This is a genomic window from Streptococcus cristatus, from assembly GCF_001578775.1.
Lineage (GTDB): Bacteria > Bacillota > Bacilli > Lactobacillales > Streptococcaceae > Streptococcus > Streptococcus cristatus_A.
On the sequence record NZ_KQ969092.1, the window covers coordinates 1 to 310 of the forward strand.

Here is a 310-nt window from a genome sequence, read left to right on the forward strand (position 1 = left end):
AAATCCTTTATCGAGGGGAGTCTTTTGATGAAGAAGCCTATCGGGACATTTTCCACCGGCTGCAGGAAGAGAATTATTTCGACTTTGAAATCAAACATAGACGCTTCAGCGATTATTAAAATGAAGTTTTATAGTGGTCAAAGGCTATTTGGAGCAAGAAAAGATTGCTTTGTTTTTACTAAATGGAGGTTAGAATGAGACTCTGGCATCAAGCACTGATTCCCAAGCTTCCCCGTCCGCAACTGCTTGGCCAGCATCGGGAATGCTGCGCTCTTCGTGGCAATGGCTGGGGTAAGAAACATGCGACCGT

1 protein-coding gene and 1 pseudogene are annotated in these 310 nt (G+C 44.5%); both read left to right on the forward strand.

Annotation, left to right across the window (positions count from 1 at the left end; all coding sequences use genetic code 11):
• Positions 1-119: pseudogene (locus tag SCRDD08_RS12065) on the forward strand (GNAT family N-acetyltransferase); the annotation flags it as partial.
• A gap of 75 nt (positions 120-194) precedes the next feature.
• Positions 195-310: pyrimidine dimer DNA glycosylase/endonuclease V (locus SCRDD08_RS11225; protein ID WP_330997127.1), on the forward strand; the 116-nt coding region annotated here is incomplete at its 3' end.